Source organism: Lysobacter sp. cf310, assembly GCF_900114355.1.
Classification (GTDB): Bacteria; Pseudomonadota; Gammaproteobacteria; order Xanthomonadales; family Xanthomonadaceae; genus Lysobacter.
On sequence record NZ_FOSS01000001.1, the window covers coordinates 1,305,803 to 1,329,773 of the forward strand.

At 70.4% G+C, this 23,971-nt stretch carries 25 protein-coding genes; 9 read left to right on the forward strand and 16 right to left on the reverse strand.

The features are described 5' to 3' along the window. Positions 1-8: 8 nt before the first annotated feature. Genes BMZ45_RS05795 through BMZ45_RS05805 form a run of 3 tightly spaced genes read right to left on the reverse strand, consistent with a single transcriptional unit; the run spans position 9 to position 3,268 of the window. Positions 9-578, reverse strand: coding sequence for a hypothetical protein (locus BMZ45_RS05795; RefSeq protein WP_217643148.1), 570 nt, complete (start codon positions 576-578; stop codon positions 9-11). Positions 579-588: 10 nt separating this feature from the next. After that, positions 589-2,754 (reverse strand): xanthine dehydrogenase family protein molybdopterin-binding subunit, encoded by a 2,166-nt coding sequence (locus BMZ45_RS05800; protein WP_091633479.1) that lies wholly within the window; start codon positions 2,752-2,754, stop codon positions 589-591. Positions 2,755-2,812: 58 nt separating this feature from the next. Further along, a complete protein-coding gene (locus tag BMZ45_RS05805) occupies positions 2,813-3,268 on the reverse strand; it encodes a (2Fe-2S)-binding protein (protein WP_091633482.1) in 456 nt (151 codons plus the stop codon). A 175-nt stretch (positions 3,269-3,443) separates the two neighbouring features. Between BMZ45_RS05805 and BMZ45_RS05810 the strand changes: the two genes are divergently transcribed. Beyond that, the gene (locus BMZ45_RS05810) at positions 3,444-4,445 is read left to right on the forward strand and encodes an XdhC family protein (RefSeq protein ID WP_175488939.1); all 1,002 of its coding nucleotides are present in this window, start codon (positions 3,444-3,446) and stop codon (positions 4,443-4,445) included. Beyond that, complete coding sequence (locus BMZ45_RS05815; RefSeq protein ID WP_091633488.1) at positions 4,442-5,041, forward strand: nucleotidyltransferase family protein; 600 nt, start codon at positions 4,442-4,444, stop codon at positions 5,039-5,041. The genes BMZ45_RS05810 and BMZ45_RS05815 overlap by 4 nt, the downstream gene beginning before the upstream one ends. A gap of 87 nt (positions 5,042-5,128) precedes the next feature. On the opposite strand, the gene BMZ45_RS05820 is transcribed toward BMZ45_RS05815, so the two are convergent. Both BMZ45_RS05820 and BMZ45_RS05825 read right to left on the reverse strand, forming a co-directional pair. Beyond that, a complete protein-coding gene (locus BMZ45_RS05820) occupies positions 5,129-5,344 on the reverse strand; it encodes a hypothetical protein (protein WP_091633491.1) in 216 nt (71 codons plus the stop codon). Between the two features lie 184 nt (positions 5,345-5,528). Then, complete coding sequence (locus BMZ45_RS05825; protein WP_175488940.1) at positions 5,529-6,434, reverse strand: LysR family transcriptional regulator; 906 nt, start codon at positions 6,432-6,434, stop codon at positions 5,529-5,531. 107 nt (positions 6,435-6,541) lie between these two features. Here BMZ45_RS05825 and BMZ45_RS05830 point away from each other — a divergent pair, with 107 nt between their 5' ends. Next, positions 6,542-6,994 (forward strand): carboxymuconolactone decarboxylase family protein, encoded by a 453-nt coding sequence (locus tag BMZ45_RS05830; protein ID WP_091633497.1) that lies wholly within the window; start codon positions 6,542-6,544, stop codon positions 6,992-6,994. A 34-nt stretch (positions 6,995-7,028) separates the two neighbouring features. Here the strand turns inward: BMZ45_RS05830 and BMZ45_RS05835 are convergent, their stop codons facing one another. Beyond that, positions 7,029-7,835, reverse strand: a complete 807-nt coding sequence (locus BMZ45_RS05835) for a class I SAM-dependent methyltransferase (RefSeq protein ID WP_091633500.1) — start codon at positions 7,833-7,835, stop codon at positions 7,029-7,031. 237 nt (positions 7,836-8,072) lie between these two features. Here BMZ45_RS05835 and BMZ45_RS05840 point away from each other — a divergent pair, with 237 nt between their 5' ends. From BMZ45_RS05840 to BMZ45_RS05850, 3 genes are all read left to right on the forward strand, one after another. After that, positions 8,073-9,122 carry a bifunctional nicotinamide-nucleotide adenylyltransferase/Nudix hydroxylase gene (locus BMZ45_RS05840; protein WP_091633501.1) on the forward strand — a complete coding sequence of 350 codons (1,050 nt, stop codon included), beginning with the start codon at positions 8,073-8,075 and terminating at the stop codon, positions 9,120-9,122. Between the two features lie 64 nt (positions 9,123-9,186). Further along, positions 9,187-10,611 (forward strand): nicotinate phosphoribosyltransferase, encoded by a 1,425-nt coding sequence (locus tag BMZ45_RS05845; RefSeq protein WP_091633503.1) that lies wholly within the window; start codon positions 9,187-9,189, stop codon positions 10,609-10,611. Positions 10,612-10,745: 134 nt separating this feature from the next. Beyond that, positions 10,746-11,663 (forward strand): rhodanese-like domain-containing protein, encoded by a 918-nt coding sequence (locus BMZ45_RS05850; RefSeq protein ID WP_091633506.1) that lies wholly within the window; start codon positions 10,746-10,748, stop codon positions 11,661-11,663. 8 nt (positions 11,664-11,671) lie between these two features. On the opposite strand, the gene BMZ45_RS05855 is transcribed toward BMZ45_RS05850, so the two are convergent. Beyond that, complete coding sequence (locus BMZ45_RS05855) at positions 11,672-12,067, reverse strand: SMU1112c/YaeR family gloxylase I-like metalloprotein (protein ID WP_091633507.1); 396 nt, start codon at positions 12,065-12,067, stop codon at positions 11,672-11,674. A gap of 237 nt (positions 12,068-12,304) precedes the next feature. Between BMZ45_RS05855 and BMZ45_RS05860 the strand changes: the two genes are divergently transcribed. Both BMZ45_RS05860 and BMZ45_RS05865 read left to right on the forward strand, forming a co-directional pair. Next, entirely contained in the window at positions 12,305-13,354 is a 1,050-nt protein-coding gene (locus BMZ45_RS05860; protein WP_175488941.1) for a diguanylate cyclase, read from the forward strand. Between the two features lie 46 nt (positions 13,355-13,400). Further along, positions 13,401-13,685 carry a DUF4031 domain-containing protein gene (locus BMZ45_RS05865; RefSeq protein ID WP_091633513.1) on the forward strand — a complete coding sequence of 95 codons (285 nt, stop codon included), beginning with the start codon at positions 13,401-13,403 and terminating at the stop codon, positions 13,683-13,685. 5 nt (positions 13,686-13,690) lie between these two features. On the opposite strand, the gene BMZ45_RS05870 is transcribed toward BMZ45_RS05865, so the two are convergent. The 4 genes from BMZ45_RS05870 to BMZ45_RS05885 all read right to left on the reverse strand — a co-directional run bounded on the left by BMZ45_RS05870 (position 13,691) and on the right by BMZ45_RS05885 (position 17,542). Beyond that, a complete protein-coding gene (locus BMZ45_RS05870; protein ID WP_091633515.1) occupies positions 13,691-14,452 on the reverse strand; it encodes an ABC transporter permease in 762 nt (253 codons plus the stop codon). After that, positions 14,449-15,426 (reverse strand): ABC transporter ATP-binding protein, encoded by a 978-nt coding sequence (locus BMZ45_RS05875; RefSeq protein WP_091633518.1) that lies wholly within the window; start codon positions 15,424-15,426, stop codon positions 14,449-14,451. Before BMZ45_RS05875 ends, BMZ45_RS05870 begins: the two co-directional genes overlap by 4 nt. Before the next feature lie 117 nt (positions 15,427-15,543). After that, positions 15,544-16,650 (reverse strand): NAD-dependent epimerase/dehydratase family protein, encoded by a 1,107-nt coding sequence (locus tag BMZ45_RS05880; protein ID WP_091633520.1) that lies wholly within the window; start codon positions 16,648-16,650, stop codon positions 15,544-15,546. Positions 16,651-16,828: 178 nt separating this feature from the next. After that, entirely contained in the window at positions 16,829-17,542 is a 714-nt protein-coding gene (locus BMZ45_RS05885) for a glutathione S-transferase family protein (RefSeq protein WP_091633523.1), read from the reverse strand. 117 nt (positions 17,543-17,659) lie between these two features. Between BMZ45_RS05885 and BMZ45_RS05890 the strand changes: the two genes are divergently transcribed. Continuing rightward, complete coding sequence (locus BMZ45_RS05890; RefSeq protein ID WP_091633526.1) at positions 17,660-18,565, forward strand: LysR substrate-binding domain-containing protein; 906 nt, start codon at positions 17,660-17,662, stop codon at positions 18,563-18,565. Here BMZ45_RS05890 and BMZ45_RS05895 read toward each other — a convergent pair whose 3' ends face one another. The 5 genes from BMZ45_RS05895 to BMZ45_RS05915 all read right to left on the reverse strand — a co-directional run bounded on the left by BMZ45_RS05895 (position 18,566) and on the right by BMZ45_RS05915 (position 23,952). After that, complete coding sequence (locus BMZ45_RS05895; protein WP_091633528.1) at positions 18,566-19,165, reverse strand: ankyrin repeat domain-containing protein; 600 nt, start codon at positions 19,163-19,165, stop codon at positions 18,566-18,568. It abuts the gene before it with no gap. Positions 19,166-19,190: 25 nt separating this feature from the next. Then, entirely contained in the window at positions 19,191-20,264 is a 1,074-nt protein-coding gene (locus tag BMZ45_RS05900; RefSeq protein WP_139215406.1) for a tetratricopeptide repeat protein, read from the reverse strand. Further along, the gene (locus tag BMZ45_RS05905; protein WP_091633533.1) at positions 20,261-21,097 is read right to left on the reverse strand and encodes a hypothetical protein; all 837 of its coding nucleotides are present in this window, start codon (positions 21,095-21,097) and stop codon (positions 20,261-20,263) included. Before BMZ45_RS05905 ends, BMZ45_RS05900 begins: the two co-directional genes overlap by 4 nt. A gap of 3 nt (positions 21,098-21,100) precedes the next feature. Further along, positions 21,101-21,649, reverse strand: coding sequence for an RNA polymerase sigma factor (locus tag BMZ45_RS05910; protein WP_175488942.1), 549 nt, complete (start codon positions 21,647-21,649; stop codon positions 21,101-21,103). Between the two features lie 107 nt (positions 21,650-21,756). After that, positions 21,757-23,952: a DUF5916 domain-containing protein gene (locus tag BMZ45_RS05915; RefSeq protein WP_091633540.1), complete on the reverse strand. Its 2,196-nt coding sequence runs from the start codon at positions 23,950-23,952 to the stop codon at positions 21,757-21,759. Positions 23,953-23,971: the final 19 nt, after the last annotated feature.

A 23,971-nucleotide genomic window follows, 5' to 3' on the forward strand; every position in this document is an offset into this window, starting at 1 on the left:
CCGAGCGGCTACGCCGCCGGACAGGGACCGCCCGCATCGGCCCAGAGTTTGAACTGGGCCACGAACTCGTCGTGCGGCACCGGCACCGGCAGGCGGTTGCCGCCGGGCTCCCAGCCCCATAGCACCAGCTTGTCCTCGCTGACGTGCTTGAGCAAAGCGGCGAAGTCGCGGTCGCCGTTGCGCTTCTGGTCCTGGATCATTTCGCACAGCTGCTTGGGCGGCAAACCGATCCAGGCCATCTTGTGATCCGGCGGCGGCAGCTGCCAATGCGGCGCGCCCGGCGGCGCGTTCGGGCCGTAGCTGGCGGGCAGGTTCTTCTCGCCGTGGCAGGTCGCGCAGGGCAGGCCGGCCGCGCCCTTGCCTTCGGGGCCGCGTACCACGCCCATCGCATGCGGCTGGCCTTGGTCGAACTGCAGCGGCTGGTCGCCGGGGATGTGACAGTTCTGGCAGCGCGGGTGCTGGAACACTTTCTGCACGGTGGCGAACGCGGCCACCGCTTTCTCGCGTTGCTCGGGACTGGGTCGCGGGCCGCAGGCGGCGAGCGCGAGGACCAGGCTGCAGGTAAGCAGGATGCGCATGGGGTCCTCCTCAGGCCTTGAGCCGCAGCGGCAATTCGCGCAGGCGCTGGCCGGTCAGGGCAAACACCGCGTTGGCGACCGCCGGCGCGATCGGCGCCGTGCCCGGTTCGCCGGCACCGCCCATGCGTTCGGTGCTGGGCACGATGTGGACGTCGACCTGCGGCATCTCGTTGATGCGCAGCACCTGGTAGTCGTGATAGTTGGACTGCTGCACGCGCCCGTCCTGGAAACTCAGCGCGCTGTGCAGGGCCGCGCCCAGGCCGAAGGCGATGCCGGATTCCATCTGCGCGCGCACGCCTTCCGGGTTCACCGCCAGGCCGCAGTCGATCGCGCACACCACCCGATGCACGCGGATGGCGCCGTTCTCCACCGAGACCTCGGCGATCTGGGCCAGGAAACTGCCGAAGGATTCGTGCACCGCGACGCCGCGCCCGCGCCCTTGCGCGGCCGGCGTGCTCCAGCCGGCTTTCTCGGCGGCCAGGTTCAGCGCGGCCAGGTGACGCGGATGCGACTTGAGCAGCGCGCGCCGGTATTCGACCGGGTCCTTTTTCGCCGCATGCGCGAGCTCGTCGATCAGGCTTTCCATCACGAAGGCGTTGTAGCTATGTCCGACCGAACGCCACCACAGCACCGGGATGCCGGTCTTGGGCGAATGCAGTTCGACGCGGTGGTCGGGGATGTCCTTCAAGTACGGCGAATCGGACACGCCCTCCACCGAGGTCGCGTCCACGCCGTTCTTGACCATCAGCGCCTCGAACGGCGTGCCGCCGATGATGGACTGGCCGACCAGGCGATGCTGCCAGGCCACCGGATAGCCTTGTGCGTCGACCGCGATGCGCGCCTGCTGCAGGTACATCGGCCGGTAATAGCCGCCGCGCACGTCGTCCTCGCGCGACCACACCGTCTTGACCGGCTTGCCCGCGGCCTTGGCGACCTGCACCGCTTCGGACACGAAATCCGAGTTCGTGGTGGCGCGCCGGCCGAAGCCGCCGCCCAGGAACATGGTGTGGATCTGCACCTGTTCGGGCTTGAGGCCGAGGATGCCGGCGGCGGCATGCTGGTCGCCGGTCTGGAACTGGGTGCCGGTCCAGATCTCGCAGCCGTCGCCGTCGATCTTGACCGTGCAGTTCAGGGGCTCCATCGGCGCATGCGCGAGATAGGGCGTGTTGTACTCGGCGTCCAGGGTCTTGCCGGCCTTGGCCAACGCGGCGGCGGCATCGCCGGCCTGCGCGGCGACGGCGCCGGGGGTGGCGGCAAGCTTGCGGAATTCCTCGCGCAGCTGGGCGGTGTCCAGGCCCGCGTTCGGGCCCAGGTCCCATTCCACCTTGAGCGCGTCGCGGCCCTGCTTGGCCGCCCAGTAGTGATCGGCGACCACGGCCACGCCGCTGGGCACCTGGACCACGTCGCGCACGCCCGGCACGGCCTTGGCCGCCGCGGCGTCGAAGGATTTAACCTTGCCGCCGAACACCGGCGCGCGCGCGACCACCGCGGTCAGCAGGCCCTCGAACTGCACGTCCATGCCGAACTTCGCGCGGCCGGTGATCTTCTCCGGCGAATCCAGGCGCTTGGTCGGCTTGCCGATGATCTTCCAGTCCTTGGCGTCCTTGAGCGCCGGCGCGGCCTTCGGCGCCGGCAGTTTCGCGGCCTCGGCGGCGAGCTCGCCGTAGCGTGCGCGTTGCGCGCCGGCCACGACCACGCCGTTCTCGGTACGGATGTCCGCCTCGGCCACGCCGAAGCGCTGCGCGGCCGCCGCAACCAGCAGCTGGCGCGCGGTCGCGCCGGCCTGGCGGTAGCGGTCGAATTCGGACCAGGTGCTGGTGGAACCGCCGGTCATCTGCTGGCCGAACGCGGTGTGCGCGTAGGCCGGCGCGGCCGGTGCGTGTTCGACGCGGATCTTGGACCAGTCCGCATCCAGTTCTTCGGCGACCAGCATGGCCAGGCCGGTCCACACGCCCTGGCCCATCTCCGAATGCGCGATCAGCACGGTCACGCTGTCGTCTTCGCCGATGCGCAGGAAGGCGTTGGGCACGAACGGCGCGGCGGCGCTGGCGGCGGCCTGCGCGGCCAACGCGTAGCGGCGCGCGCCGGGGATCACGAAGCCGATCACCAGTCCGCCGCCGAGGACGGCACCGGCCTTGAGGAACCGACGTCGGGAAGGCTGAGGCACAGCGTTCACGGCACACCTCCGTTGCGAATGGCGAAGCTCGCGGCGGCCGCGCGGCCGCGCGCGCGACTCAGGCCTTGCCGAGCCCGGCCGCGCGCTTCACCGCCGCGCGGATGCGCGGGTAGGTGCCGCAGCGGCAGATGTTGCCGGACAGGGCCTGGTCGATATCGGTGTCGGTGGGCGCGGGCACCTTGGCCAGCAAGGCCGCCGCCGACATGATCTGACCGGACTGGCAGTAGCCGCACTGAACCACGTCCAGTTCGGCCCAGGCGCGCTGCACCGGATGGCTGCCGTCGGACGACAGGCCTTCGATGGTGAGGATCTGTTTGCCTTCCACGGTCGAAACCGGGGTCACGCAGGCGCGGCGCGGGGCGCCGTCCACGTGCACGGTGCAAGCGCCGCATTGGGCGATGCCGCAACCGAACTTGGTGCCGGTGAGTTGCATCAGGTCGCGCAGGACCCAGAGCAGGGGCATGTCGGGTGGGGCGTCCACCTCGTGCTCGCTGCCGTTGACATGCAGTTTCATGTATCCCTCGCGGCGGCTGGGGAAAGCCGAACATACGCCTGCCACCGTGTTTGCGCCATCCACGACCGCCGCGACCGCGCCCCTGCAAGAAGCGCGCCGCCCATGGCGGCCCCGCATTGCAGGCGTCATGGCCAGACCGCATGATCGCAGCGTCGTCCGCGCTCAGGGATTCGCCGTGCCAGACGCTCCGCCCGTTGCGCCCGCCCTGCCCGCCGCCGGCGGCGTGCGCGGCACCCTCGAAGCCGCGGTGCGCGCGCAGGAACGCGGCGACCCGGCCAGCCTGGCCGTGGTCCTGGAAAGCGAGGGCTCGACCTATGTGCACCCCGGCGCGGTGGCCCTGTTCGGCGCGCGCGAGGGCCAGGTCGGCTGGCTCAGCGGCGGCTGCATCGAGCCCGAGATCGAGGAGCTGGCCGCGACCGCGGCGCGCTACGGCCGGGTCGAGTGGATGGACATCGACACCCGCAGCGACGAGGACCTGTTCGACGGTTCGGCGATCGGCTGCCGCGGCCGCCTGCGCCTGGCCCTGCTGCCGCTGGCCGCGCTGCGCGCGCTGCCGGCGCTGGTCGACGAATGGCGGCGCGGTCACGGCGACCTGCGCCTGGACATCAACCTCAACGGCGCCATGCGCGCGCGCGTCGGCGGCGAACACCAGCCCTGGACCCTGCCGGTGGCGACGCCGTCGTGGCTGGGCCGCGGCGAAACCGCCTGGCTGCTGGAGATCGCGCGGCCGCCGTCGGTGCTGGTGTTCGGCGCCGGTCCGGAATCGGCGTCGCTGCTACCGCTGCTGCGCTCGCTGGGCTGGATCACCAGCGTGGTCGAACGGCGGCCGCGCTGGACCGCACAGGCCGCGCACGCCGACTACGCGATCGCGCGTGCGCCCGCGCAGGCGCTGGCGAGCGCGCGTCCGCACGACGCCGCGCTGGTCATGCATCATCATTTCGAACTCGACCGCGAAGCGCTGGAAGCCTTGGCGGCGAGCGAGATCGGATTCGTCGGCCTGCTCGGGCCCCACCAGCGCCGCGACGATCTGTTCCTGGTGCTGCCCGAGTCCGCGCGCGCCGTGCTGACGCCGCGCCTGCATGCGCCGATCGGGCTCAAGCTCGGCGGCGACGGCCCGGAAGCGATCGCGCTCAGCGTCGCCGCGCAGTTGCAGTCGCTGCGCCACGCGCCGGCATGAGCCACGCGGCGCTGGTGCTGGCCGCGGGCGGCAGCCGCCGGCTAGGCCGCGCCAAGCAGCTGCTGTCGCGCGACGGCGAAAGCCTGATCCATCGCGCCGTGCGCCTGGCCGCGCAGACCGGGCCGCAACGCCTGCTGGTGGTATTGGGTGCGCAGGCCGCGCGCCTGCAGGCGGCGATCGAAGACCTGCCCGCCGAGCTCTGCCTCAATCCGGAGTGGCAGCACGGCCTGGCCAGCAGTCTGCAATGCGGGGCGGCGGCGCTGGCCGCCCATACCGGCGCGGTGCTGATCCTCGGTTGCGATCAACCGGCCCTGGAGCTGGAACATCTGCGAACCCTGCTCGCCGACGCGGCGCGGGCGCGCTCAGGTTGCGCGGCGACGCGGCACGGCGATGCGCCGGGGATTCCGGCCGTGGTCTCAGGCGAACTGATGGCGCAGGCGCGGGGCCTGTACGGCGACCGCGGCTTCGGCGCGCTGCTCGCGCGTCTGCCGCAGCAGGAACTGGCCTGGCTCGACGCGCCGGCCTTGCGCTGGGACATCGATGTGGAAGCCGACGTCGCGGGTGCGATCGCGGCCGGCTGGCTGGATCCCGATTAGTCGGATCGCGGCGCGAGCGCCTGAGAGGCGCCCGCGCCGCCCGGAGCGCTCGTCCAACGTTCCGGGCGGCACGGGCTTCACGCGGGCCTAGGGGACCAGCGTGCCGAACACAGCCTGCGAGCGCGCGTCGTAGATGCGCAACCACAGTCCATTGCGCGATTGTTCCGCGTAGCGCTGCGCCAGCGGCAGCACCGCTTCCAGCGCGGCTTCGGGGCTAAGGTAATCCTGCGCCAGTTCCGCGATCGCGGTGGTCAGGGCCTTGCCGTCGTTGCCGTCACGCAGCTTCAGTTCGACGCGAAACATGGCGCTTCCTTGCTCTGAATGAGGCGTCCCCGGCCCAGCTCCGACAGTTCCTGTCTCGGCGTCCGTCTCCGTGGCGCGGCGTCCTGCCGGTGCCTAAGGCCGTGCTGTCGGGGACGTGATCAATGTGCGCTTTTTGTGAGGCAGATAACGTCATCCGAGCGCTCGATCGTTTGTAGGATTTTTCCTACCCCCGGCGCGCGGGCAGACCGTCCAGGCGCGGCTGCAATTCCGCGAAGCCCGCGCGCATCGCGTCCAGGAACACCTTGACCCGCGCCGTGCGGCGCAGGTCCGGATGGGTCAGCAGCCACAGGTCCGAACGCAGTTCCGGTATCGGATCGCCGACCCGCACCAGGCGCGCGTCGCCGTCGCACAGATGGCAGGGCAGCACCGCCATGCCTATCCCCGCCGCGGCCGCGTCGCGCAGCGCGAGCAGGCTGTTGCTGCGCAGCACCGCGGTCTCGTGATAACCGCGCTTGATCCCCCACTGCGCCATCGCGATATGCGACAGGCTGTCGTCCGGCACCACCCAGTCCTGCTCGCCCAGGTCCGCGCCCGCGCGCAGTTTGAATTTGCGCGGCCGGTACACCGCCGCGGCGATGGTCGCGATCTTGCGCCCGATCAGACTGTCCGGCGGTTGCCCGCCCGGCCGCACCGCCACGTCGGCTTCGCGCCGGCTCAGGTCGCGGGTGGCGTTGTCGGCGGTCAGCTCCAGCACGATGCGCGGATAGGCCTGACGGAAGCGCGCCAGCAACGGCGGCATCAGGCCGCTCAGCAGCGCCTCGGCCGTGGTCACGCGCAGGCTCCCGGCCGGGCGCGCGTCCAGGCCCGACAGCCGACGCTCGGTGGCCTCGATGCGCTGCTCGATCTCGGCCGCGACCGCGATCACCTCCTCGCCGGTAACGGTCGCCGCATAGCCTTCGCGCGCGCGTTCGAACAGGCGCGCGCCGAGCTTGCGCTCGATCTCGTTGATGCGCCGGAACACCGTGGGGTGGCTCACGCCCAGGCGTTTGGACGCGCCGTTGAGCGAACCGGCGCGGCCGACGGCGAGGATGAAACGGTAGTCGTCCCAGGACAGACGTTGTTCATTCATGCAATCACCGCTTGCATTCGTATCGGAATGTATTTCACCGATGAACATCCTAACCTGCTCCGCAGACGCCCGGCACGGGCGCCGCCCTTCCCTACCGGAGCACGCATATGTCGCAACGCCTCGATACCAATACCCTACTGCCCAGCGGCCTCCAGGCCTTGGGCGCCCTGCACACCGCGGTCGAAAGCAGCGGCCTGGAAGCCACCCTGATCGATCTGATCAACGTGCGCGCCTCGCAGATCAACGGCTGCGCCTACTGCCTGTGGCTGCACACGCGCGAAGCCCTGGCCCACGGCGAAACCGCCGAGCGCCTGCAGTTGCTGCGGGTCTGGGACGAAGGCCCCTTCAACGAACGCGAGCGCGCCGCCCTGGCCTGGACCGAGGCGGTCACCCGCGTGGCCGACGCGCCGGTCGCCGACGCGGTGTACGCACGCGCGCTGGCCGCGTTCGGCGAGCAGGGCCTGGGCGCGCTCAACTACGCGGTGATCGCGATCAACGCCTGGAACCGCCTGGCGATTCCGTTCCGCAAGGCGCCGCCGGCGTCGCGCGCGGCGAAGTAAGCGCAAGGCGATCCGAAGCGGCGCGTGGCGCGCCTCAGAACCGGTAGCGCGCCATCCGCCCGAGTCGGCGCAGCCAGTTCCAGCGATCGTAGGCGCGATACAGCCAGCGCTGGCGCGCGGGCAGCCCCTGCACTTCGGGACGTTCGCCCAAACGCGGTTCGTCGACGAAGCTCAGGCGCGGGTGCCAGTCCTCCATCTGCCGCGGATCGTCGAAGCCCCAGTCGCCGAAGCGCGCGCCGGTGCTGCGCGCGACCCACGAGCGCCGCAGCAGGCGCAGGGCGAAGCGGCTGTAGATGTCGCACAGCCATTCGCCGCGCGGGAAACGATCGATCACCCGCTTGACCAGGTCGCGCGCGTCGGCCTCGCCCAGGTAGGGGAACAAGCCCTCGCTGATCACCAGCGCCGGGCGCCCGCCCGCGATCGGCGCCAGCCAGTCCGGGTCGGACGCGTCCACCGCCAGCATGCGGTAGCTGCCGTAGCGTTCGGGCAGCAACTCGCGGCGCAGTTGGATCACCTCGGGATAGTCGATGTCGATCCAGTCCAGATCGGCGGGCGGGTTGATCCGGAACACGCGCGTGTCCAGGCCGCAGCCCAGGTGCAGCACGATGGTGTCGGGGTGCTGCGCCAGCCATTCGCGCGCCCAGTCGTCCAGCACCTTGGCGCGCAGCGCGATGCCGGCGATCTGGCCTGGATTGAGCGGAAAGCGGCCGAAGTCGTAGTCGATCCTGCGCACGATCTCGTCGGCCAGTTCGTCGTGCAGCAACGGCTGCGCCGAACGGTTGTCCAGGGCCTTGGCATACAGCGTGATCAACAACGTCTGCTGGGCGCCTCGCAATTGCACGTGCTTTCTCCCGCCGAGCGGAGGGCCGCCGCCGCGCGTTCATTCGCGTCGGCATTCGCCCCATGCGCGATCTTGCGACGGCGCGTGTGAGGATCAGGCGTAGGCGCGACCGGCGGAACCGGCGCCAGGTCGCAAATCGGCGACGCGATCGCGTTGTCGGCACTGGGCGATCGGCGTAGCATGATCGCCAAGCCCAGGGACAGACCCGGGGCTGCCCATCAACCGTGAGGGAGCCTCATGGATTACGACTACCTGGTTTTCATCGGGCGTTTCGAACCGTTCCACAACGGTCACGCCGCCGTCGCCCGCCTCGCCCTGAGCAAGGCCCGCAAGGTCATCTTCCTGGTCGGCTCGGCCGATACCCCGCGCACCACCAAGAACCCGTTCACCGTGGCCGAGCGCGCGGTGATGATTCAATCCGCCCTGAGCGACGCCAGCGAACGCCTGATCGTACGGCCGCTGCGCGACCGCTTGTACAACGAAAGCCGCTGGATCGCCGGCGTGCAGCGCGCGGTCGCCGAGGCGATCGCCCAGGACGGCGGCGACGCACAGGCGCGCGTGGGCCTGATCGGCCAGGACAAGGACGCCTCCAGCTACTACCTGCGCGAGTTTCCGCAGTGGCCGCTGGTCGACGTGCAGCACACCGCCACCCTCTCGGCCACCGAGCTGCGCCGCTATCTGTACGAAGCCAACCAGCTCGACAGCCACGGCGGCCTGATGCTGATCCGCGCCAACGTGCCCGGCCCGGTGTTCGACATGCTCGAGGCCTTCCGCAAGAACTCGCCGGCGTTCAAGCAACTGGTCGCCGAGCACCAGTTCATCGACACCTACCGCGCGGCCTGGGCCGACGCCCCCTACCCGCCCACCTTCGTCACCACCGACGCGGTGGTGGTGCACTCCGGCCACGTGCTGCTGGTGCGGCGCCGCGCCGAACCCGGCAAGGGCCTGTGGGCGCTGCCCGGCGGCTTCGTCGGCCAGGACGAAAGCCTGCTCGACGCCTGTTTGCGCGAGCTGCGCGAAGAGACCCGGCTGAAGATTCCGCTGCCGGTGCTGAAGGGATCGATCCGTCATCAGCACGTGTTCGACCATCCCGAGCGCAGCCAGCGCGGGCGCACCATCACCCACGCCTTCCATTTCGACTTCCCCAGCGGCGAGCTGCCCGACGTGCGCGGCGGCGACGACGCCGACAAGGCGCGCTGGATCCCGGTCAGCGTGGCCCTGGAGATGGGCCCGCAGCTGTTCGAAGACCACCTGCACATTCTCGAGTTCTTCCTCGGCCGCGGTTGAACCGCCGGCCGCACCCACCGGCGGACAGACCGCCGGCCATCCCGACGCGAAGGAGCTTCCCGTCATGCAATGCCTGAACAACCTGCTGCTCAACACCGACAGCTATAAGGCCAGTCACTGGCTGCAATACCCGCCCGGTACCGACGCCACCTTCTTCTATGTCGAATCGCGCGGCGGCGTCTACGACCGCACCGTGTTCTTCGGCCTGCAGGCCATCCTCAAGGAATACCTGGGCAAGCCGATCAGCCACGCCGACATCGACGAAGCGCGCGATCTTTACGCCGCGCACGGCGAGCCCTTCAACGAAGCCGGCTGGCGCTACATCGTCGACCACCACGGCGGTCTGCTGCCGCTGCGCATCCGCGCGGTACCCGAAGGCACGGTGGTGCCGACCCACCAGGCTCTGGTCACAATCGAATCCACCGATCCCCAGGCCTATTGGGTGCCTTCTTACGTCGAGACCCTGCTGCTGCGCCTGTGGTACCCGGTGACCGTGGCCACGATCAGCTGGCACGCCAAGCAGACCATCCGCCAGTTCCTGGAGCGCACCAGCGACGATCCCGAAGGCCAGCTGCCGTTCAAGCTGCACGACTTCGGCGCGCGCGGCGTATCCAGCGCCGAGTCCGCCGCGCTGGGCGGCGTCGCCCACCTGGTCAACTTCATGGGCACCGACACCGTCGCCGGCCTGCTCGCGGCGCGCGCCTACTACCACGAGGCCATGGCCGGCTATTCGATCCCGGCCGCCGAGCACAGCACCATCACCAGTTGGGGCCGCGAGCACGAGGTCGACGCCTACCGCAACATGCTGCGCCAGTTCGCCAAGCCCGGCGCGATCGTGGCGGTAGTCTCCGACAGCTACGACATCTTCCACGCGATCCGCGAGCACTGGGGCCAGACCCTGCGCGAGGAGGTCATCGCCTCCGGCGCGACCGTGGTGATACGCCCCGACTCCGGCGACCCGGTCGACGTGGTCCACCAATGCCTGAGCCTGCTGGACGAGGCCTTCGGCCACACCGTCAACGGCAAGGGCTACAAGGTGCTCAACCACGTGCGCGTGATCCAGGGCGACGGCATCAACCCGACCAGCATCCGCGCGATCCTGGAGCGCGCGACCAGCTACGGCTACGCCACCGACAACCTCGCCTTCGGCATGGGCGGCGCCCTGCTGCAGCGCCTGGACCGCGACACCCAGAAGTTCGCGCTCAAGTGCTCGGCCGCGCGCGTGAACGGCGAATGGATCGACGTCTACAAGGACCCGGTCACCGACAAGGGCAAGGCCAGCAAGCGCGGCCGCATGACCCTGCTGCGCCATCGCGAGTACGGCCACTTCAAGACCGTGCCGGTGCCGGCCGAGGCGGCGACGCTGGAGGACCTGGCGCGGCCGGCCGGCTACGACGACGCCATGGTCACGGTGTGGGAGAACGGCCGTCTGCTGTGCGACTGGCGTTTCGACGAGGTGCGCGCCCTGGCCAACGCCGCGCGGCTGTAAGCGCGGGCGCCACAGGCCCGTCGGCGCGGCGTGCCAGCCGCGCAACGCTGCTTCTTCCCGGCGCCGATTGCGCGGCGCCGGGGCTGCGCGGACACTGCCGCTCTGGCCCGCGTGGCCTGCCGCCCGGGACCCCGATGGACATGCTGCTGCACCTGATCGAAAGCTACGGCCTGCTCGTGGTCTTCGTCGCCGTGCTGCTGGATCAGGGCGGGGTGCCGGTACCGGCCTACCCGCCGATCATCGTCACCGCCGCGGTCGCGGTGGACCGCGGCGAGAGTCTGTTGGCGATCGTGCTGGTCGCCTCGGCCGCGGCGGTGATCGCCGACTGGCTGTGGTTCCTGGGCGGGCGCCGTTTCGGCAACGCCCTGCTGCGGCTGATGTGCCGGCTATCGCTGTCGCCGGATTCCTGCGTGCTGATGACGCGCGGGGTGTACGCGCGCTGGGGCGCGCCTTCGCTGATCGTGGCCAAGTTCGTGCCCGGCTTCGCCGCGGTCGCGACCACCCTGGCCGGCGACACCGGCACCAGCACGCGCCGCTTCCTGCTGTTCGACGCGATCGGCGCGCTGCTATGGGCCAGCGTGGCGGTGGCGGTGGGCGCGGTGTTCCATCGCGCGGTCAACGACGTGCTCGAACGTCTGGAAGCGCTGGGCCACTACGCGCTGCCGGTGTTGCTGGCGCTGATCGCGGCCTTCGTGGCCTACAAGTGGGTGCGCCGGCAGTGGTTCCTGCGCCAGTTGCGCATGGCCCGGATCACGGTCGGCGAGCTCTACCGCATGATCGAGGACGGCAACGGCCCGACCATCCTCGACATCCGCCGCGCCGAGAGCCGCGCCGAATCCGGCTGGATCCCGGGCGCGATCTTCGTCGCCACCCTGTCCGACGCGCCGCTGATCCCGGCCGACGAGGTCATCGTGTACTGCGACTGCCCCAACGAGGCCTCGGCGGCGGTGCTGGCGCAGGAACTCAAGCGCCGCGGCTACAAGCGCGTGCGGCCGCTCGCCGGCGGTTTCGCGGCCTGGGCGGCCGAAGGCCACGCGATCGCGCGCGACTGAAGGCGCGCTCAGTCGGGCGCGCGCTCGTACAGCTCCAGCGGCAGCGCGTCGGGATCGGCGAAGAAGGTGTAGCGGCGGCCGGTGTATTCGTCCACCCGCACCGGTTCCACCGTCACGCCATGGCCCTGCAGGGCGCTCACCGCGGCCTCGATGTCGACCACCTCGAAGGCCAGGTGGCGCAGGCCGCGCGCCTCCGGATACGACGGCCGCGGCGGCGGATCGGGGAACGAGAACAGCTCCAGCTGGCTGCCGTCGGGCAGGGCCAGATCGAGCTTGTAGGAGTCGCGCGCGGCCCGGTAGGCCTCGGCGATCACCCGCAGCCCCAGCACCTGGGTGTAGAAGTGTTTGGAGCGCGCGTAGTCCGAACAGATCAGCGCAACGTGATGGAGGGCGGAAATCTGCATGACGGTCGTCGCAATCGGGCGTACCCCATTCTAGGGCGGGCATTGCCGGCCCGGTGCGGCCCCGCCTTCACGCCACGATCGGCATGCCGGTTCGACCGTGCCTGCGGGGGCCGCGGCGCGGCCGTGTCGACATCGCCTGCACGACGATCTGAGACAATCCGCACAGGACGAGCCGCATCCCCCACGACATCGCCCGACCCTGGTTCGAGACACTGGTCCAAGCCACAGGCTGTCGCAATGCCGTCCACCCAACTCGCCGCCGACCTGACGCAGTCGCACCTGCGTTTCATCCGCCGCATCCATCGCATGCGCAGCATCGGCCTGGGCCTGGGCATGCTGTGCGTGGGCTCGGGCCTGTACGCCACCGACGCGCCGGCGGCGGTGTGGGCGCTGCTCGCGTTCAACGGCCTGGTCTGGCCGCACCTGGCCTATTGGCTGTCGCGCCGCAACGCCCACCCCGACCGCACCGAGTTCCGCAACCTGACCGTGGACTCGGCCATGGGCGGGGTCTGGATCGCGCTGATGCAGTTCAACCTGCTGCCCTCGGTGCTGCTGGCGGTGATGCTGACCATGGACAAGCTCAGCGTCGGCGGCCCGCGCTTCGCCTCGCGCGCGCTGCTGTGGATGATGGCCACCTGCGCGATCGTGGCGGCCTTGAACGGTTTCGCGTTCGCGCCGCACAGCGGGCAGATGGAGATCCTGGGCTCGCTGCCGCTGCTGATCGCCTACCCGCTCACCATCGGCATCGCGACCTGGGAGCTGGGCCACAAGGTGCGCCTGCAGAACAAGCTGCTGCGCGAGGTCGCGGTGGTGGATTTCGCCTCCGGCCTGGCCAATCGCCGGCACTGGCTGGAAGTGGTGCGCGGCGAGCTCGCGCGCCATCAGCGCACCCAGCGCCCGGCCACCTTGATGATGATCGACATCGACCATTTCAAGCAGATCAACGACAGCCAGGGTCATACCGTCGGCGACCAGGTGATCGAGGAATTCGCCGCGCTGCTGCAGCACTGCCTGCGCGAGACCGACACCGCCGGTCGTTACGGCGGCGACGAGTTCGCCGTGGTGCTGCCCGGCTCGGACCTCAGCGAGGCCCGGCACGTGGCCGAGCGCGCGTTGGAGCGCGTGCGCGAACGCCTGTTCGCGCAGGGCCTGCGCTGCTCGATCAGCATCGGCGCGGCCGAAGCCGGGCCGAGCACGCCCGACGCCGGGTCCTGGATCCGCAAGGCCGACAACGCCCTGTACCGGGCCAAGGCCGCCGGCCGCGACCGCGTCGAACTGGCGCAGTGACGCCGCCGCTTGGCGGATACTGGGGCCCTCCCCCATCGGATCGCGCATGACCGTCTACGTCGACGATGCCGTCTGGCCCTGGCGCGGCGCGCGCTGGGCCCACCTGATGGCCGACACCCTGGACGAGCTGCACGCCTTCGCGCAGCGCCTGGGGATTCCGCGGCGCGCGTTCCAGAACAAGGCCAGCGGCGCCCATTACGACGTCGATACGGCGATGCGCGAACGCGCGATCGCCCTGGGCGCGGTCGCGATCTCGCGCCATCGCGATCGCGACCTGGTGCATGCGGTGATCGCCAACGCCAAGGCGCAAGGCCGCGGCGAGCGGCCCTGAGCCGGCTAGGACTTGAGCTTGTAGCCGGTGCGGAAGATCAGCCAGATCGTCAGCAGGCACAGCAGCAGGAAGGCCATGGTCATGCCCACGCTGACCGCGATGCTGACGTCGGACACGCCGTAGAAGCTCCAGCGGAAACCGCTGACCAGGTAGACCACCGGGTTGAACAGCGACAGCTTCTGCCACAGCGGCGGCAGCATGTGGATCGAATAGAAACTGCCGCCGAGGAAGGCCAGCGGGGTCACGATCATCATCGGCACGATCTGCAGCTTCTCGAAGCCGTCCGCCCACACCCCGATGATGAAGCCGAACAGGCTGAAGCTGACCGCGGTCAGGACCAGGAAACCGAGCATCCAGAACGGATGCGCGATCTCGAACGGCACGAACACGCGCGCCGTGGCCAGCATGATCGCGCCCAGGATCACCGACTTGGTCGCGGCCGCGCCGACGTAGCCGAGCACCACCTCGACGAAGGAGATCGGCGCCGACAGGATCTCGAAGATGGTGCCGGTGAACTTGGGCATGTAGATGCCGAAGGAGGCGTTGGAGATGCTCTCGGTCAGCAGCGCCAGCATGATCAGGCCCGGCACGATGTAGGCGCCGTAGCTGATGCCGTCGATGGCGACCATGCGCGAGCCGATCGCCGAGCCGAACACGATGAAGTACAGCGAGGTTGACAGCACCGGCGAAGCGATGCTCTGCATCAGGGTGCGCCAGGTGCGGTGCATCTCGAAGTAGTAGATGGCGCGGATCGCGTGGACGTTCATGCCGTCGCTCCGCGCGCGTTCGAGCGCACCAGGCTGACGAAGATCTCCTCCAGCGAGCTCTGCGTGGTCTGCAGGTCCTTGAAGTCGATGCCGTGTTCGCCCAGGCAGCGCAGCAGCGCGGCGATCCCGGTCTCCTCGGCCTGGGCGTCGAAGGTGTAGACCAACTCGTTGCCGTCGGCCGACAGCTCCAGCGCCAGCCCGGCCAGGGCCGGCGGCAGCTGCTGCAGCGGAGTCTGCAGATGCAGGGTGAGCTGCTTCTTGCCGAGCTTGCGCATCAGCGCGACCTTGTCCTCGACCAGCACGATCTCGCCATGGTTGATCACGCCGATGCGGTCGGCCATTTCCTCGGCCTCTTCGATGTAGTGCGTGGTCAGGATCACGGTCACGCCGCTGGCGCGCAGCGCCGACACCATGTTCCACATGTCGCGGCGCAGCTCTACGTCGACGCCGGCGGTGGGCTCGTCCAGGAACAGCACCTTGGGCTCGTGCGACAGCGCCTTGGCGATCAGCACACGGCGCTTCATGCCGCCGGACAGGGCCATGATCTTGGCGTCCTTCTTGTCCCACAGCGACAGGTCGCGCAGCACCTTTTCCAGATGCTGCGGATTGGGCGGTTTGCCGAACAGACCGCGGCTGAACTTGACCGTGTCCCACACGCTTTCGAAGGCGTCGGTGGACAGCTCCTGCGGCACCAGGCCGATCTTGGCGCGCGCGGCGCGGAAGTCGCGCACGATGTCGTGGCCGTCGACGTGCACCGTGCCCGAGCTGGCATTGACGATGCCGCAGACGATGCTGATCAGGGTGGTCTTGCCGGCGCCGTTGGGGCCCAGCAAGGCGAAGATCTCGCCCTGGCGGATCGCCAGGTCCACGCCCTTGAGGGCCTGGAAACCGCCGGCATAGGCCTTGGTCAGGCCGACGATGGAAACGATGGCTGCTGCGGACGCGCGGTCGGGCGCTTGCGCGGTCGAGGGCATGGCGACTCCGTCAGGATCGGGGCGGCGACGCAGGCGCGGGATCCGCCGACGAGGCCGAGCGTCGACACTCTACCCGACCCGCCGCATGCGCACTGTGCAGCGCGCGTGGCCTCGTGCTCAGGCCGCGATCGCCAGTTCCTCGCCGCGCATCTGCGCGGCATGGTCTTGCAGCGCGCGTTCGAGTAGCTTGCGCTCCAGCAGGGCAAGATCGAGCGGCGGCGGCTCGGGCACGAGCGTCGCGCGCGCGGGTGCGGATGGCGCCGGCGGCGCCGCGTCCAGGCAGCCCATGCCGTACAAGGTCTCGCGCACGGCGGTGTCCAGATCGGTACGCGGTTCCTCGCCGAGGAAGGCGAGCAGGCGGCGGTTGTCCAGCCGCACCGGCTCCATCCACAGCCGACGCTGTTCGGCGATGTCGCGGAACATCGGCAGCAGCGGCGAGCTCATGCGCAGCAGCGCCCATGGGAAGCGCTTCACGCGCAGCTCGGCGCGCCCCAGCGCGCGCGCGATCGCCGCGGTCATGGCGGTGCCGTCGGCATCCCAATGCCCGCCGACATGGAAGCGCTCGTAAGCGTCCAGGCGCTCTTCCTGCTCGACCAGGCGCAGCATGGTCTCGGCCAGGTCGGGCAGATAGCACCATTGATGGCCGATGCCGACGCGGCCGGGGTAGCGCACGCTGCCCACCGCGCGGCCGGCTTCGACCATGGCCTGGGCGAACCAGCTGTGACCGGCATGCGGTCCGAAGTGGTCGCCGCTGCGCACGATCAAGGCGCGCGCGCCCTGCGCGACCGCATCGCCGACGCGCCGCTCCATCTCGACCCGCAGCGCGCCGCGCCGCGTCTGCGGCTGCTGCGACGCGTCTTCCGCCACCGCCGCCGAGGGCGCGTAGTTGCTGGCGCTGCCCGGCAACAGCAGGCGCGCGCGGCCGGCGACGGCGGCGTCCAGGCTGTGCTGCAGCATGCTCAACGACTGCGCATCGCCGTCCTGGAACACCGAAGGATTGACCGCATGCACGATCAGCGAGGCGCCCTTGGCGGCCTGCATCACGTCGTCGCGCTGCATGGCGTCGCCGCGCCACCAGTAGATGCCGTTGCCGCGGCGCCCGGCCATGCGGCTGCGGTGCTGCAGGGCGTGCACTTCCCAGCCGCGCTGGACCAGGCGCACCGCGACTTCGCCGCCGATCCCGCCGCTGGCGCCCAGCACCAGGGCGCGTCTGTTCGAGTTCATCCTGCCCTCCGTCGCCTGCGCCGATGGAGACCACACCGGCTTGTGACCCAGCTTCGCATCGCGACCGCGCCTGCGTAATTGACGAATGTCATCCGCGCCGCATCGCATAACGCATGACTTGCCTGGCGGCGCCGGCCGCTGTGACCGGCGCCGCACTATGCCGCCGCGGCGGCGAGCTTCAGGCGGCCTGCGCGAGCCGCGGCAGCGTCTGCGCCAGCGCGATCTCGCCACGGAAGCCGCCGCTGCTCACGGCCGGCGTCTGCGCCTCGATCGCATGCGCGAACGCCACCGCCGGATCCGCTTCCAGTGCGTCGTACAGACGCTGCAGCTTGGGATAGTCGCGGCGGTCGACGACGTCGTGGTACTTCGTCCAACGCGCGATGCCGATGAAGTAGGCGTCGGCGACCGTGCGCTGCGCGCCCAGCAGCCAGGGACCGTCGCCGATCATGGCCTCCAGCTCGGCGTGCGCCTTCTCGACCTTGGCGCGGCCGTATTTCACCAAGGCCGCTTTTTCCGCGGCCGACACTTCGTGTTCCAGCACGTACCACAGCGGTGCGAAGGCATTGAAGAAACTCGTGTTGAGGAAGGCCAGCATGCGGTTGAGGCGGTCGAAATCGCGACTACCTTGGAGGTAACCCAGGCCGCGATCGATGCCGCGCGCGGCGATGTGATTGAGGATCGCCATGCTCTCGGCCAAGGTCTGGCCTTGCGCGTCCATCAGGGCCGGGGTCTCGCCGACCGGGTTGATGCGGCGGAACTCGGCGCCGGTCACGATCTCGGGCATCTCGATGCGGCTGAGCGCATAGGGCTGGCCCAGCCATTCCAGGGCGACGATGGAGCCGAAGGAGCAGCCCGAGGGGACGCCGTAATAGAGGATGGGGTGTGCTTGCATAAGGATCTCCAGGGTGGGTGTTGGGCCGGTTTGGTCCTGGAGAAAGACTATGGACGTGGACTTAGGCTGAGTAGACTAGGTTTCGTGGACTAATCGTCTACATATGTGGACATTCCTATGCTCAACCTCAATGATTTGGTCCTGTTCGCCGCCGCGGTCGAGGACGGCGGTTTCGCCGCCGCCGGGCGCCGCCTGGGCGTGCCCAAGTCCACCGTCAGCAAGCGCGTGGCCGAGCTCGAAGCCGGCCTGCAGGCGCGCCTGATCCACCGCACCTCACGCAGCTTCAGCCTCACCGAAGTCGGTCGCGACTTCTACGAACACGCGCGTGCCGCCCTGATCGAAACCGAGGCCGCCGAGGCCAGCGTGCGCCGGCGCGTGGCCGAGCCCAGCGGCAGCGTGCGCATCACCGCCTCGGTGCCGACCGCGCAGCTGTATCTGGCCGAGCATCTGCCGCGCCTGGCGCTGCGCCATCCCAAGCTGCAGCTGCAGCTGGACGTGAGCGACCGCTTCGTCGACCTGGTCCAGGAGGGTTACGACATCGCCCTGCGCAGCCATTTCGCGCCGTTGCCGGACTCGGGCCTGGTGCAGCGCGCGCTCGCGGTGGAGACCATCGTGCTGGTGGCCGCGCCGGCCTATCTGGATGCGCACGGCGCGCCCGATGCGCCCGTACGGCTGGCCGATCACGACGGCGTGCTTACCGCCGCCGGCGCGAGCGTGTGGACCCTGCACCATCGCGACGGCAGCCGATTGCAGGTGGCGCCGCGCGCGCGCATGAGCGCGAACGAGTCGGTGGCGCTGATGCGCGCGGCCTGCGCCGGCCTGGGCATCGCCTGCGTGCCGGAAGGTTTTTGCCGCGAAGCGCTGAGCGACGGCCGCTTGCGGCGCGTGCTGCCCGACTGGAACGCGGGCCGCGTGACCACGACCCTGGTGATGCCGCATCGCCGCGGCCTGCTGCCGGGCGTGCGCGCGACGGTCGAATTCCTCGCCGACTGCCTGCGCGCCGCGCCCGCGCCGGACGCCTGATCAGCGGCGCGCGCCGCGCTCGATCAGATAGCGGCGCACGTCGTTCGCGCGCGTCTGATTCAAGGGCGAACGCCACACCAGCGCCGCGCCGGCATGCGCGCGCACCGACACGCCCAGGTTGACGTCCGCGCCGCGCTCGACCAGATAGCTCACCGAGCGCAGGTCGCCGCTGCGCGCGGCGTTGATCAGCGGGGTTTCGTCGTCCTCGACGATGGCGTCCACATCGGCGCCGGCCTCGACCAGGCGCCGCAGCACTGCCAGGTTGTCGCGCTGCGCGGCGGCCGCGATCAGGGCATTGCCGTCGCCGCGCACGCTGAGGTCGACGCGAGCGCCCAGGCGCAGCAGCTCGGCGACCAGGGCCGGATCGCGCCGGCGCGCGGCTTCGATCAGGGCGCTGCCCTCGCCGGGCACGGCCGCGTCGATGTCGGCGCCGCGCGCGACCAGATGGCGCACGGCGTCGATGCGACCGGCCCTGACCGCCTCGACCAGGGCGGCGCCTTCCTCGGAGGCGGCGCTGGCCGGTTTGACCAGCATCGAGGCCAGCAGGCCCAGGACCAGGGCCGCATACAGCGCGGCACGAATCGGATATCGGATACGCATCGTGGCAACTCCGGTGACGTCGCGCTCAGCGGCGCGGGCGGTTGGGGTCGTAGCCGGCGTCGAGCAGCACGCGTTGCACCGCGCGTTGTTCGTCGGGCGTGGCGGCCTGGTGATAGAGCTTCATCACCACGCCCTCGTTGGACGCGACCAGCAGGCTCTTGAGCACTTCCTGGCGCAGCAGCGGCGCGCTGCGCACGCTCGGATACAGCGCGAGCAGATCGCGGGTGGCATTGGCGGTGCCCAGGGCCTGGATCGCCGCGATCCGGGTCCCGGAATCGGTGGAACTGTTGGCGACCTCGGCCAGCACCTCGCTCTGCCCGGCCACACCCAGCGCCTGCAGCGCGCCGCGGCGCAGGCTCACGTTCGGATTGCGGCGCGCGACCTCGGCCAGGTCCTGGTAACTGCCTGCCACGCCCATGGCCTTGAGCACCAGCAGCTTGCGATCCAGCTGCGGCACGGCGGCATAGACCTGACGCAGCTCGTCGCCGGCATTGGCCACCGCCAGCATGCGCACCGCGCGCTCGGACAGCAGCGGATCGTTGCCGCGCGCGACCACCGCCACCTGCGCCAGCGCGCCGGCGTCGTCCATCTGGCTGAGCAGGAACAGCGCGCGCTGCTTCAATCGCGGCGCGCCGTTGCCGTTGAGCAGGGCCACCAGTTTCGGAATCGCCTGCGCGGGCGGCTGCTGCAGCAGCGAGGTCAGCGAATCGTCGCCCTCGACCACCGGCGCCTGGTTGCGGCCGTGCAGCAGCTGGGCGGCGTCGCGGTTCCAGCGGCTGCGCGGGAACTCGCCGCGCAGGCGCTTGACCAGCGCGGTCGCTTCGTCGTCGCGGCCGGCGCGCATCAGCGCATAGGCCTGCCAGTAGATCGCCGCGTCGACCGCGTCGGGTTCGTTCTGGCGCAGGCGTCGCTCCAGATCGGCGAACCGCAGCTGCGCGCCGCGCCAGTCGCCCGCGCCCAGGGCGCTGTGGCCCTGCCAGTACAACGCGTTCATCTCGCCGCCCGGATCCAGCGGCGCCGCCGCCAGGGGCGCGGCGAACAGCAGGGTCGCCAGGGCCAGCGCCGTCAGGCACGGACGCAATGGGGTGTAGCGGATCATGTCGTCGCTCCTTCCTGCGTGGCGGCCGCGCCGCTGCGCTGTTGCAAACGCGCTTCGACCGCGCGCACCTGGAACACCAGATCGCTGCCGTCGACGTAGTCGCGCAGCGCGTTTTCTTGTTCGACGCCCGCGGCGGGCGTTCGGTTAGCCAGTTCGATCAGGGTCGGCTCCAGCGAATGCAGGAAGCCGGCCAGCGCGCGGTCGCCGCGCTCGGCCGCGGCGGCGGCGTAGAGGCGGTTGTCGTCGACCAGATCGCGCACATAGTCCGGGTCCATCGGCGCCAGCGCCCCGCTCTCGTTGTTGACCACGCTCAGCAACAGGCCCTCGGTGCTGCGCAGATGGCCGGCCACGTAGGCGTCGAGCACGCGGTCGGCGCGGTCCTGGCCCGCGCTCTCCGGCGTGCGCACCGGCGCGGCGGCGGGCGCGGCGGGCTGGACCGCGATCGGCGCGGGCGGGGCCGGGTCGCGGCGCGCGTAAGGCAGATACACCGCCAGCGCCAGCGCGGCGCTCGCGGCCAGGCCGGCGCCCCAGGCGCGCAAGCGGCGGCGCGGCCGCGCGTGCGCGCGCGCGCTCGAGGGCGGCAGCGACGCGACCGTCGGTGCCGCCGTCTCGGCCAGGCGCGGCTGCAGGCGCTGCCACAGGCGCGCCTCCAGGTCCGGATCGTAGGGCGGCAGCGCGTCGGCGTCGGCCGCGGCCAACAGTTGGCGCAGGCGCTGATAACGCGCGGCGAGTTCGGGCGAGGCGGCCAGCGCGGACGCGATCTCGCGCAGACGCTCCGGCGCGAGGCCGTCGCGATAGTGGTACAGGATCAGGTCGTCGTCGCGGATGGACATGGCTTACCTCAAGGTTTCCAGTGCGTCGCGCAATTTGCGCACCGCGCGGAAGATGGCCTGCTTGCATTGGCCGGTGTTCATACCCAGGGTCTCGGCGATCCGCTCCAGCGGTTCGCCTTCCCAATGACGTAGGACGAAAGCGGCGCGCTCGGACGGACTCAGGCGCTGCATCTGGCGGTCGATGCGCAGGCCGATCTGCACGCCGGAGGCGCGCGCCTCCGGATCCGGCGCGTCGTCGGGCAGCGCGGCCAGGAAATCCGCGCCCTCCTCGTCCTCCGGATGGGCGGCGGGGGCGTCCTGGCGATGACGGGCATCGCGGCGCAGTTGCTCCAGCGCCGCGTTCACCGCGATCCGGTGCAGCCAGGTCGAGAACGCCGCGCGCCCGTCGTAACCGGCCAGCCCGCGCCAGGCCTTGTAGAAGGTCTCCTGGACCGCGTCCTCGGCCAGGGCCGCGTCGCGGGTGATGCGGAAGCACAACTGGAACAGCGGCCGCGCATGCGCGTCCACCAGCCCACGGAACGCGCGCTCGTCGCCGGCGCGTGCGCGTGCCACCGCCGATTGCGCTGCGCTGTCCAAGGGTGGGTCGCCGCCGTCCATCCCACTAGGATGCACCCACCCCGCGATCGGTTAGCCCGGATTTGCGGGCACCGCGCCCCGGCCTAGAACCGGTAGCGGATCTTGGCCAGCACCTGGTCGGCGTCGCGCAGCCCCAGGGCGTCGTCGAACAGCGCGCCGCCGCCGATGCCGTCGCGCTCCTGGCTCCGGTAGCCGCCGCGCGAATAGGCCAGGAACACGTCCGACTGCGGGCCCAACAGATAGCGGTAGCGCAGCTGCAGGCCGAAATTGTTGACGTCGAAGTCCGGGCGCGTCAGGCCGGTCGCGGCCATCCGGCCCGAGGGCTGCAGCTGGTAGCGCTGGCCCTGGCTGCCGCGCACCGCCACCCATTCCGATTTCAGGCGCAGTTCGTGGCGCTGGCCCGGGAACCAGCTCAGGCCCAGGCTGGCGAAGTCGCCGCGGCGCGCGTAACGGCCGAAGTCGCGGCCGCCTTCCCAGATCAGCCAGTCCTCGCCGCGGTCCGGGCCGAACTCGAAGGAGGCATTGAAGGCGTCGTTGGGGTACCAGTTGGCGCTGAGCACCAGTTCCCGGGTCGGGTGCGCGCTCAATCCGCGCGGCGACAGCCCGATCGAAGCGCCCAGCGACCAGTCGCCGTAGCGGCGGCTGGTGTAGCCGATCTCCGCATCGTATCGGCCCGAGCGCCGCCACAGCCCGTGGCCGCGCGAGATCAGGTCCTCCCAACCGGCGCTGACCAGGCTGGCCTCCAGAGTGATCAGGTCGCCGCTGCGGAAATTGAGGCTGCTGCCCAACAGCAGGTAGGTAGGCAGGCGATCGCCGCGGTCGTTGCTGCGCGCCTGCAGTTCGGCCGACCAGCGCGTGCTGCCCAGCCGCGCGGTCGGATCCTGCACGCGGTGCAGATAGACGCCGGTGAGTTCGAGTTCGTTGAGGCTGGCGCGGCGTTGGAAGCCGAGGTCGTTGAAGTCCAGGCGGCCGCCGAAATGGGTCGCCTCCAGTTCGTAGCGCCAGCGGTCCGACGGCGTCCAGTTGATGCGCAGCCAGGCGCCGCTGTCGTCGCTGCGGCGCCCGGCCTGGTCGATGAAACTGGCCAGGGCCTGGGCGTTGACGATCAGACGCTCGTTGGGCTTCCAGCTCAGGTCCACGGCCTGCACCTGGGCCTCGCGCTGGCGATACGGCCGCCGCACCAGGCTGCCCAGCCAGCCCAGATTGAGGCCGGGCCGCAGCGGGTATTGCAGGCGCGCGGCGTAGTAGTCGCGCCCGGCCTCGCCGTCCTCGCTGGCCGCGAGCAGACCGTAGCCCAGCGCGCCCACGGAACCGTTGAGCTTGAGCGCGGCGTCGATGTCGCTGGCGCCGGAGCCGTCGTCGGCGTCGCCGCCGATGCGGCGGGTGTGGATCAGACGCCCCGAGTCGGGCGTGGTCAGGTCGAAGATGCTCTGGTTCTCGGTGAAGAACGGGCGGCGGTCGCTGTAGAAGGTCTCCACCGCGTCGAAGTTGATCACCAGGTCGTCGGACTCGACCTGGCCGAAATCCGGATGGATCGTGGCGCTGAGCTGGAAGGTCGGCGAGGGCTTCCAGAACACGTCGACGCCGGCGTTGTAGCGGGTGCGGCCGTCGATCAGGTCATGATGGGCGGTGAGGTAAGGCCAGAAATGCAGCAAGGGCTTGCGGTACTGGGCGATTTCGATCGGCGCGAAGTCGGACACGAAACGCCCGCGCGAGGTCGCCACCGCCGGCGTGGCCTGGCGTTCGCCGTTGCTGCCCAGGACGCGGCTGAAATAGACCTTGACCTTGCGCGTGGCGGCATCGGCGCCGCGCATGGTCGCCACCGACCACGGGATCAGCAGCTCGGCCTGCCAACCGCGCTCGGTCTCGCTGACCGCCCAGGACCAGTCGGTGTCCCAGTCCAGGTTCAGCACGTTTTCGTTGGCGATCACGCCGTCCTGCACCGAGCCGGCGCGATCGACGCTGAAGCTGTAGGCGCTGCGGCCGTCGCCGTCGAAATCGATGCTGAGGTTGACGCGGTCGGCGGCGCGCTGCTGGTCGCGCTGCAGGCGCGGCCTGACCCGCGCGAAGGCGCTGGACTGCTCCAGTTCGAACGCCACCGCGATGCCGTCGGGCGTGGACAGCAAGCGCGCCACGGTGCCCGCGCCCGCCGGAGGCGCTTCCAAGCGGTAGGGCTCGGTGACCTTGAAATCCTCGTACGTGCGCGCCTGCTGCCACTCGGCCTCGTCGACGTTTCCGTCGATCACGATGGCCGCCTGCGCGCCGCCGGCGAACGCCATAGGCAATACCCATCCAGCG

Excerpts from the sequence above, each read along its gene's own strand:
- BMZ45_RS05795 (WP_217643148.1), bottom strand. The coding sequence starts at position 578 with ATGCGCATCCTGCTTACCTGCAGCCTGGTCCTCGCGCTCGCCGCCTGC.
- BMZ45_RS05805 (WP_091633482.1), bottom strand. The coding sequence starts at position 3,268 with ATGAAACTGCATGTCAACGGCAGCGAGCACGAGGTGGACGCCCCACCC.
- BMZ45_RS05815 (WP_091633488.1), top strand. The coding sequence starts at position 4,442 with ATGAGCCACGCGGCGCTGGTGCTGGCCGCGGGCGGCAGCCGCCGGCTA.
- BMZ45_RS05820 (WP_091633491.1), bottom strand. The coding sequence starts at position 5,344 with ATGTTTCGCGTCGAACTGAAGCTGCGTGACGGCAACGACGGCAAGGCC.
- BMZ45_RS05825 (WP_175488940.1), bottom strand. The coding sequence starts at position 6,434 with ATGAATGAACAACGTCTGTCCTGGGACGACTACCGTTTCATCCTCGCC.
- BMZ45_RS05830 (WP_091633497.1), top strand. The coding sequence starts at position 6,542 with ATGTCGCAACGCCTCGATACCAATACCCTACTGCCCAGCGGCCTCCAG.
- BMZ45_RS05840 (WP_091633501.1), top strand. The coding sequence starts at position 8,073 with ATGGATTACGACTACCTGGTTTTCATCGGGCGTTTCGAACCGTTCCAC.
- BMZ45_RS05845 (WP_091633503.1), top strand. The coding sequence starts at position 9,187 with ATGCAATGCCTGAACAACCTGCTGCTCAACACCGACAGCTATAAGGCC.
- BMZ45_RS05850 (WP_091633506.1), top strand. The coding sequence starts at position 10,746 with ATGGACATGCTGCTGCACCTGATCGAAAGCTACGGCCTGCTCGTGGTC.
- BMZ45_RS05855 (WP_091633507.1), bottom strand. The coding sequence starts at position 12,067 with ATGCAGATTTCCGCCCTCCATCACGTTGCGCTGATCTGTTCGGACTAC.
- BMZ45_RS05860 (WP_175488941.1), top strand. The coding sequence starts at position 12,305 with ATGCCGTCCACCCAACTCGCCGCCGACCTGACGCAGTCGCACCTGCGT.
- BMZ45_RS05865 (WP_091633513.1), top strand. The coding sequence starts at position 13,401 with ATGACCGTCTACGTCGACGATGCCGTCTGGCCCTGGCGCGGCGCGCGC.
- BMZ45_RS05870 (WP_091633515.1), bottom strand. The coding sequence starts at position 14,452 with ATGAACGTCCACGCGATCCGCGCCATCTACTACTTCGAGATGCACCGC.
- BMZ45_RS05875 (WP_091633518.1), bottom strand. The coding sequence starts at position 15,426 with ATGCCCTCGACCGCGCAAGCGCCCGACCGCGCGTCCGCAGCAGCCATC.
- BMZ45_RS05880 (WP_091633520.1), bottom strand. The coding sequence starts at position 16,650 with ATGAACTCGAACAGACGCGCCCTGGTGCTGGGCGCCAGCGGCGGGATC.
- BMZ45_RS05885 (WP_091633523.1), bottom strand. The coding sequence starts at position 17,542 with ATGCAAGCACACCCCATCCTCTATTACGGCGTCCCCTCGGGCTGCTCC.
- BMZ45_RS05890 (WP_091633526.1), top strand. The coding sequence starts at position 17,660 with ATGCTCAACCTCAATGATTTGGTCCTGTTCGCCGCCGCGGTCGAGGAC.
- BMZ45_RS05895 (WP_091633528.1), bottom strand. The coding sequence starts at position 19,165 with ATGCGTATCCGATATCCGATTCGTGCCGCGCTGTATGCGGCCCTGGTC.
- BMZ45_RS05900 (WP_139215406.1), bottom strand. The coding sequence starts at position 20,264 with ATGATCCGCTACACCCCATTGCGTCCGTGCCTGACGGCGCTGGCCCTG.
- BMZ45_RS05905 (WP_091633533.1), bottom strand. The coding sequence starts at position 21,097 with ATGTCCATCCGCGACGACGACCTGATCCTGTACCACTATCGCGACGGC.
- BMZ45_RS05915 (WP_091633540.1), bottom strand. The coding sequence starts at position 23,952 with ATGGCGTTCGCCGGCGGCGCGCAGGCGGCCATCGTGATCGACGGAAAC.